Origin of the sequence: uncultured Thiodictyon sp. (assembly GCF_903946935.1) — a bacterium.
In the GTDB taxonomy this organism is placed as follows: Bacteria; Pseudomonadota; Gammaproteobacteria; order Chromatiales; family Chromatiaceae; genus Thiodictyon.
Genome location: NZ_CAJAXH010000165.1, coordinates 1 through 7,289 on the forward strand (window position 1 = coordinate 1; position 7,289 = coordinate 7,289).

Here is a 7,289-nt window from a genome sequence, read left to right on the forward strand (position 1 = left end):
GAAAGTCGCCGCAAGCCAATGTCTTTGAAGTCTTTTTTACCTGAAAACGACGGAGGAACCCAGGAGTGCCCCGTTAGCCTGACAGACTTTCATGCTCCGGGGTGGTAGGTCCCCCTTCCATGGCCGTTAGCCGGTTCGGCGCGCAGGCACCACAGACTTCTCTTTAGGCGATTTCCGGGAAAGTTCATACCTGGATTCCATCGGTTCGTTGTGACATTTAATCCGTTCGTGGTGAGCTTGTCGAACCATGAACGGATTCAATGTCAGCCTTAGAGCAGGATTTTCCGTTCATCCTTCGACAAGCTCAGGACGAACGGAAAATCGGTAAAATCTTTTCCAGAAGTCGCCTAAAGCATCGACCTCCGGTTGCAGGCGGACCATTACTGGCCGAACCGATGATCAAGGCCTCGCGGCGCAGAGCGCCTGACACAGGCGTGACACCGCTGGAGCGGTGTCACGAGAGCTCTGCGGTGTCACGAGATCTCCGCGGTGGCACGAGCGCTTTTTTTAGGCCACCCCCGCCAACTTGGCCGCCTCCTCCACGTCCACCGAGACCAGCCGCGAGACACCGGGCTCGTGCATGGTGACGCCGAGCAGGTGGTCGGCGATCTCCATCGTCACCTTGTTGTGGCTGATGAAGATGAATTGGACCTGATTGGATAAGGACCGGACCAGCTCGCAGAAGCGCCCGACATTGGCGTCGTCGAGCGGCGCATCGACCTCGTCCAACATACAGAAGGGCGCCGGGTTCAATTGGAAGATGGCGAACACCAGGGCCACCGCGGTGAGTGCCTTTTCGCCACCCGAGAGCAAGTGGATGCTGGAATTGCGCTTGCCCGGCGGGCGGGCCATGACGGTCACACCGGTCTCCAGCAGGTCCTCGTCGGTCAGCTCCAGATAGGCGTGACCGCCGCCGAAGAGCCGTGGGAACAGCAGTTGGAAACCGCTGTTGACCTGGTCGTAGGTGTCTTTGAAGCGGGTGCGGGTCTCGCGGTCGATCTTGCGGATGGCGCCCTCCAGGGTGTCGAGCGCGCGGGCGATGTCGGCGTGTTGTTCGTCCAGATAGCGCTTGCGCTCGGATTGCTCCTTGTACTCGTCGATGGCGGCCAGATTGATGGCCCCCAGGCGCTGGATACGCGCGGCGAGCCTGCTTAGGCGCTCCTGCCAGGTGGCCTCGTCCGCGGCCGGGTCCAGGTCGCGCAACACCGCCTCCGGGGAGGTCTCGACCTCCTTGAGTTGCTCCTCCAGGGTGCGGCGGCGCACCAGCCGCTCCTGGCGCTCCAAGCGCAGCATATCCAGCTCGCGCTGGCTGGTCTGCCCGGCCTGCTCCACCCGGTGGCGCTCCTGCTCCAGTGAGCGCACCTCCTGATCCAGCGACTCCAGGCGCTCGCGGGCGGCGGTGAGTTCGGCCTCCACCTCCACCCGGCGCACGAGTAGTTCGTCCAGGCGCTCGCGCTGCTCGGCCAGCGGCTCGACCGAGTCCTCGATGGCCGCCTCCAGCTCGTCGCGCCGCTCGCGCAATTGGGCCTGTTGGTCCTGGGCGCGCGACTGGCTGTGCAGGGTCGCCTCGCGGGCGGCGCGATTGGACTCCACCCCCACCCGCAGGCCCTGGGCACGGTCGCGGGCGGCGCGCTCGGCCTCGCGCGCCTGGGTCAGAGCGGTGCGCAGCGACTCGCGCTCGCGGGTGAGTTGCTCCCGGCGCTCGACCAGGTGCTCGACCTCCTCCAGCAGCTCGTGCAGGCGCTCGCGCGCCTCCTCCATGTCGGCGATGGCCTCCTCGCACTGGCTGGCCAGCTCCGCACGCTCCGCGCCCAGGGCCTCCTGGCGCTCGTTCAGGTGCCCGAGGCGGGCTCGGCTCCCGGTCAGCTCGGCGCGTACGCCGGCCAGTTCGCGATTGAGCGCGGTCAGGGCCTGGGCGGTCTGCGCCCGCACCTGCTCGGCCTCGGCGCGGGCGGCGCGCAGCGACTGGTCCTGGGCGCTGAGTGACTGCTCCTGCTCGGTCAGTGCCGCGAGTTCCAGCTCCAGGGCCTTGAGCGACTCGGCACGGGCCAGCACGCCAGCGGTCGACCCGGCGGCGGGGGTGCGCAGCCAGTTGCTGCCGACCTGGATGCCGTCGCGGGTGATCAGCCATTCGCCCACGGCCAGGTCGGCCCGGCGGTCCAATGCCTCGGTGAGGTCGGCAGCGGTCTGGACCGGGCCGAGCAGTCCGTCCAGCGGCCAGGGGGCCTCACACTGGGCGGCGAGTCGCGTGGCCGGGCGCTCGCCCGGCGCCGCGGCCGGGGCAGCGGTGTCGATGAGGACCAGCCCCGGGGTCAGTCCCGCCGCCGCCAGGGGTCGCAGGTCCGGCACCGGGACGGCCTTGAGTGCCGACCCGAGCACCGTCTCCACCGCGGACTCCCAGCCCGCGCCGACCTGGAGCCGGTCGGCCAACCGCGGCGCTTGGGCCAGGCCGTTGGCCGCCAGCCAGGCGGTGAGTTTTTTGTCACGATCGGTCAGCGCCTCCTGCTGGAGTGCCTGGAGCGAGGCGCGCCGACCCTTGCCCTGTTGCAGCGCGGTACGCACCCGATCCAGGTCCGCGACGAGGGCGCGTGCCGCCGCCTCGTGCGCGGCCAGGTCCGCGGCGACACCCGCCTGGCGGGTCTCGACCTCGGCACACTGCTCGGCCAGCCCCTCCTCCCGCTCGGTCAGGTCCTCCACCCGCTGCTCGGCACCGGCCAGGTCCAGCCGGCCGGCCTCCTCCTCCAGGCGCCGCAGCCGCTCCCGGTCGCGCCCCAAACGCTGCTCCAGTGCATTGATCCCGGCGCGCTCTACCTGCGCCTGCTGACCCGGGCCGGCGGCCTCCTGGTTGAAGCGATCCCACTCGGCCTCCCAGTGCGACTGCCGGTCCTCGGCCAGGGCGACCGCGGCGGCGGCCGCATCCAGTCCAGCCTGGGCGGCGGCGAGCAGCGGCTCATCCCGCGCCAGGTCGCCATCGAGCTCGGCCAGCCGCTTCAGATCCCGGTCCAGGTGGTCGTTGGCGTCGTCGAGCTCCTGATCGAGCCGGACCAGTTCGGCCTCCCGGCGCCCACGGGACTCGTTGGCGAACTGGATCGCCTGCTCGGCGCGGGCGATCTCGGAGCCCACCGCGTAGAAGCGGCCCTGGACCTGGTTGAAGTGCTCGGATGCGTCGCTGTAGGCGGCGCGGCGCTCCTCAATGTCGGCCTCGAGGCGGCGCTGGCGGGCGAGCCCGGCCGCCTGGTCGGTCTCCAGGGTGCCGAGGCGCCGGTCCTGCGCGTCCAGCTCTTGGTCCAGGACCCGCCAGCGCATGGCCTTGAGCTCCAGGTCCAGGCGCCGCTCCTCGGCGCGGAACTCGGTATAGCGGGCAGCGGTGTCGGCCTGGCGCTCCAGGTGCTGGAGCTGCTTGGCCACCTCGTCGCGCAGGTCCGTCAGCCGGTCCAGGTTCTCCCTGGTGTTGCGGATCCGGGTCTCGGTCTCGCGGCGGCGCTCCTTGTATTTTGAGATGCCCGCCGCCTCCTCCAGAAAGACCCGCAGGTCCTCCGGGCGCGCCTCGATGATGCGCGAGATCATCCCCTGCTCGATGATGGCGTAGGAGCGGGGCCCCAGGCCGGTGCCCAGGAACAGGTCCTGGATGTCCTTGCGGCGGCAGCGGCTACCGTTCAGAAAATAGACCGACTGGCCGTCGCGCGTGACCTGTCGTTTGACCGCGATCTGGCTGAAGGCGGCGAACTCGCCCCCGGCGCGCCCGTCGGCGTTGTCGAAGATCATCTCGATGCTCGCCATGCCCACCGGCTTGCGCCCCGTGCTGCCGTTGAAGATGACGTCGGCCATCGACTCGCCGCGCAGCATCTTGGCCGAGGACTCGCCCATGACCCAGCGCACCGCGTCGATGACGTTGGATTTGCCACAGCCGTTCGGCCCCACGACGCCCACCAGATTGCTCGGGAAATGGGCGGTGGTCGGGTCCACGAAGGACTTGAAACCGGAGAGTTTGATTTTTTCAAGGCGCATCCGGGCAGGGTAACGGATGCGGGGGGTTGGGGGCCAGTGGGTGGGGTGCGGTGGCGCCTGGTCAGCAGGGATCCGCCGGGGGCGATAGCGTTGCCGGGGGCCGTGGCTCCGGAGTGGCGACCCTCGCCATACCAATTTCGGTCAGTCCTGGCTGGACGGGATTTGAAACCCAGCCCCGAGCGTTTGGGGCCCGGCAGACAACACCAAGGTCAGGGACTGCCCCGGCAGCCAAGACGTTTCGGACGGGGCGGATGCCCCGTCCGGCCTGACGTTTGTCAGTCGTTGGCGGCCCCGCCGTGGCGTCTGCCGGGGTCGCATCCGGTACGTGAAAAGTCAAGGCTTCTATAGTAGCATCGGCCTTTCAGTGCCGATAGACGGTTGCCCCGCGGCCCCGCACAACCGGCGCAGCAGAGCGGTGACCAGCAACGCCGGCGGCCACCAACCCCATCAGGTCCCGGAAAACACCATGACCGAAATCTCCCATCAAGACGGCGTCATCGTCGCCATTCTCGAACGGTTCGAAAAGTTCAGGCTCCCGCGAGCGCTCGACATCAAGGCCAAGGTGGACCGCGGCGAGCGCCTGGACGCCAGCGACATCGACCACCTCAAGGCCGTCATGGCCGATGCCGAACAAATGAAACGTTACGTGGTCGCCCGGCCGGACCTGCAGGCGCTTTACGCGCGCGCGGTCGGTCTGTACGGCGAGATCACCCAGAAGGCGTTGGAAAACGAACAGGTCGCTTAGCCGCCATGAAGCTTTTCCAGTCCATCTTCGGCGGTCGCGAGGAGTCCCACGGGCGCTATCCCGAGTCACTCATTGAGGCGGCGATCGAGCGCGCCGTCGACACCACTGATGCACGGTTGCGGCTGCTGCCTGGTTACCGCAAACATCTGCGTAAAGCGGTCATTCACGCTATCGATCATGTCATCCCGCTGGTCGACAACATCCCCGCGCCGGTATCGGCCGAGCGGCGCGAGTTCACCTCGATTCCGGCACTCAGCGCACTCTATGCCTCGGCGGCGGATATGCTGGATCACTTCAGTCGGGATCGCTCACTGACCGATTACCTGGCCACGACGGAGGGCCGCGGCGCCGAGCGAATCACTGCACTGGTGCTGGCGCAGCGCAGCGAGCGCACGGTCTTTGGCATCGACCTGACTGGCGATATCATTCGCCGCGAGGTGCCGCAGGTCGCGGTGAGCTTTTCCGGCCACAACGTGGTCGACCCCAGACACACCGAAGCAGAGGCGCGTCGTCACCTCAAGCGCCGCGCCTTCGACCACCTGCTATTCCTGGCACTGACCCGGATCGGGGAGAGAAGCATCGAGCGCGCCGATCTCGCGCGCCAACGTGACCTGCTGCGCGGCAAATTGGCGGCGCTCAAGCGCGGGGGTTTGACCTTTAATCCGGGCGAGGGTGAGCACCCTGATCCGGCAACGCTGGAATCCGAATTGGATGCGATCACGGACCAGTTGGCGGGCCTGGGTCGGGACGACCAGGTTTTGCAGCACCATCTGGAGATCGTCGCCGATGCACTGGGAGAGGCCGAGCGGCTGCTCTGGGCCGAACCACTCACCCTCTTCATCGACCCGATGAACATCGAGCGCGACCCCCAGGACCCCGCCGCCCGCCGGATCGACTTTCAGGAGCTGCACAATGCCCGCGACCAACGGCTCGTCATGCAACTGGTGTCATTCTCACCCAGCGAACTGCCGGCCCGCGAGGACCTGGTGAGCGCGGCCGAGCGCTATCTGTATTAAAAGGAGCGTGGGCGTCCCGCCCCTGCGATCATCGGGCGGCAACCCCTACCCGCGTAGGAGCGGCCCCCCGGCCGCGACGGGTTGGCGCAAGCGCAGATGGCTGGATTGTGATCAAGGCCCCGTCGCTGACCTCCGCGCGTTGAACCAGCACATCCGCGCTCAGTGCAGGATCTCATCAATGCTGTCGGCCGTCAGGATGCGCTCGGACCAGGTCAGGAGGGTGTCCGGGTCGGCCGTCTCCACGCGTTGGCGGGTGCTATCCGCAAGGTCGCCAAATTTGTGGCGCAATAGAAGCAGCAGCATGGTGGCCTCGCCCCGCTGCTCGCCTATCGCGGTAAAACGCTCGGCAAAACTGGTCATGGCTGCGACCTCCTCTGGGTATTGTTGGTGGTAGCGTTGCTGTTCATTTTCGTCGAGCGCGGCATAGATGTCGATGAAATCCATATATTTGAGTTGCAGCTCGGGATCGGCCTCGAGGGTCGTCAGACCGCGCACCGCGTCGGCGTAGACGGCTACCCGATCCTCAGGCGCGTAGCGCATGTTGGGGAGGTTGAGCCGCGCGACCAGATTGTCGCTCTCGCGGTAGGCATGGTAGGGCAACTCAGCCAGCTCGCAGGCGATGTAAGTGAAACTGAGATAGGCGTACCGATCGCCCCCGAGGGTCAGCGAGCGCCGGTCGGGCGACCCGCGCAGGAAGACCAGGCCTCGATCAAGATTCCGGCCACTTGGGTTCGCCCGGTGCGTAGTCAGGCCATCTTGGCCTGACACCGTCAGGGCTGGAAGCCCTGACTACGCACGCCGCTGGCCGGGATTATGATCGAGGCCGAAGACCACAACCGGCACCACCCGGTCGGTCTGGCACAGCTCGGCCAGGTCCGCGCAGTAGCGCACCAACCGGTAGATCGAGAACCGGCGCGGGTCGCTCTCCTCCTCGACGATAAACAGCAGGGCCTCGCGCCGCCCGTCCGGCAACTCCACAAGCAGTGGCGTGTCCAGCTCGCGGAACCGATCGCCCAAACGCTCCTGTAACTGCTCCTGACGCAGCGGCGTGATCCGCACCGACTCCGGCAGGTCCTCGGCCTCCGCGGCGGCAAAGAAGGCCAAGGCCTGGCGCGGGTAGTCGAGGATCAGGTTCTTGAAGTTCTGGTCGTGGATCATGGCGACATTCTACGCTGTGCGAGAACCAGAAGCCGACACGCGGCATGGTCCTTCACGCCGTCCTGAGCGGTTGGCAGGACTCTCCGCAACCGCAAGGACTGAAAGGCCCGTCCGAAACCATCCAAACGGGTCGAGGGCCCGTCTGGCTCAGGGATGGTCCGCGTGGCTCAGATCAGGCAGATCTCGCGGACGAGTCGGAAGCCTATGTCGCCGTATTCAACGCGACTAGTACCGCAGGATGAAAATCCTAATACCGTTTCTGAAGAGCGCGTTGTAAGATGCAAACTTCGTGATCTACTCTGGTTTTTTCGATGCCCTTGCTTCGTCCTGCGCCTGTCCTCGTAACCGATCGCGAGCGTCAA

The 7,289-nt window shown here is 66.7% G+C and carries 4 protein-coding genes and 1 pseudogene; 2 read left to right on the plus strand and 3 right to left on the minus strand.

The features are described 5' to 3' along the window. Positions 1-507: 507 nt before the first annotated feature. Positions 508-4,008: a chromosome segregation protein SMC gene (gene smc / locus QZX93_RS14880; RefSeq protein ID WP_295390429.1), complete on the minus strand. Its 3,501-nt coding sequence runs from the start codon at positions 4,006-4,008 to the stop codon at positions 508-510. A 466-nt stretch (positions 4,009-4,474) separates the two neighbouring features. On the opposite strand from smc, the gene QZX93_RS14885 reads away from it, so the two are divergent. Further along, the gene (locus QZX93_RS14885) at positions 4,475-4,753 is read left to right on the plus strand and encodes a hypothetical protein (RefSeq protein ID WP_295390427.1); all 279 of its coding nucleotides are present in this window, start codon (positions 4,475-4,477) and stop codon (positions 4,751-4,753) included. Positions 4,754-4,758: 5 nt separating this feature from the next. Next, on the plus strand, positions 4,759-5,769 hold the full coding sequence (locus QZX93_RS14890; protein WP_295390424.1) for a hypothetical protein: 1,011 nt from the start codon (positions 4,759-4,761) through the stop codon (positions 5,767-5,769). A gap of 159 nt (positions 5,770-5,928) precedes the next feature. On the opposite strand, the gene QZX93_RS14895 is transcribed toward QZX93_RS14890, so the two are convergent. Together QZX93_RS14895 and QZX93_RS14900 are read right to left on the minus strand one after the other, a co-directional pair. Then, a complete protein-coding gene (locus QZX93_RS14895) occupies positions 5,929-6,537 on the minus strand; it encodes a transposase (protein WP_295390422.1) in 609 nt (202 codons plus the stop codon). A 57-nt stretch (positions 6,538-6,594) separates the two neighbouring features. Then, positions 6,595-6,927, minus strand: a pseudogene (locus QZX93_RS14900) (hypothetical protein); the annotation flags it as partial. Positions 6,928-7,289: the final 362 nt, after the last annotated feature.

What these genes read in the sequence shown, in the direction of transcription:
- smc (WP_295390429.1), bottom strand. Translation starts at nt 4,008, where the DNA reads ATGCGCCTTGAAAAAATCAAACTCTCCGGTTTCAAGTCCTTCGTGGAC.
- QZX93_RS14885 (WP_295390427.1), top strand. Translation starts at nt 4,475, where the DNA reads ATGACCGAAATCTCCCATCAAGACGGCGTCATCGTCGCCATTCTCGAA.
- QZX93_RS14890 (WP_295390424.1), top strand. Translation starts at nt 4,759, where the DNA reads ATGAAGCTTTTCCAGTCCATCTTCGGCGGTCGCGAGGAGTCCCACGGG.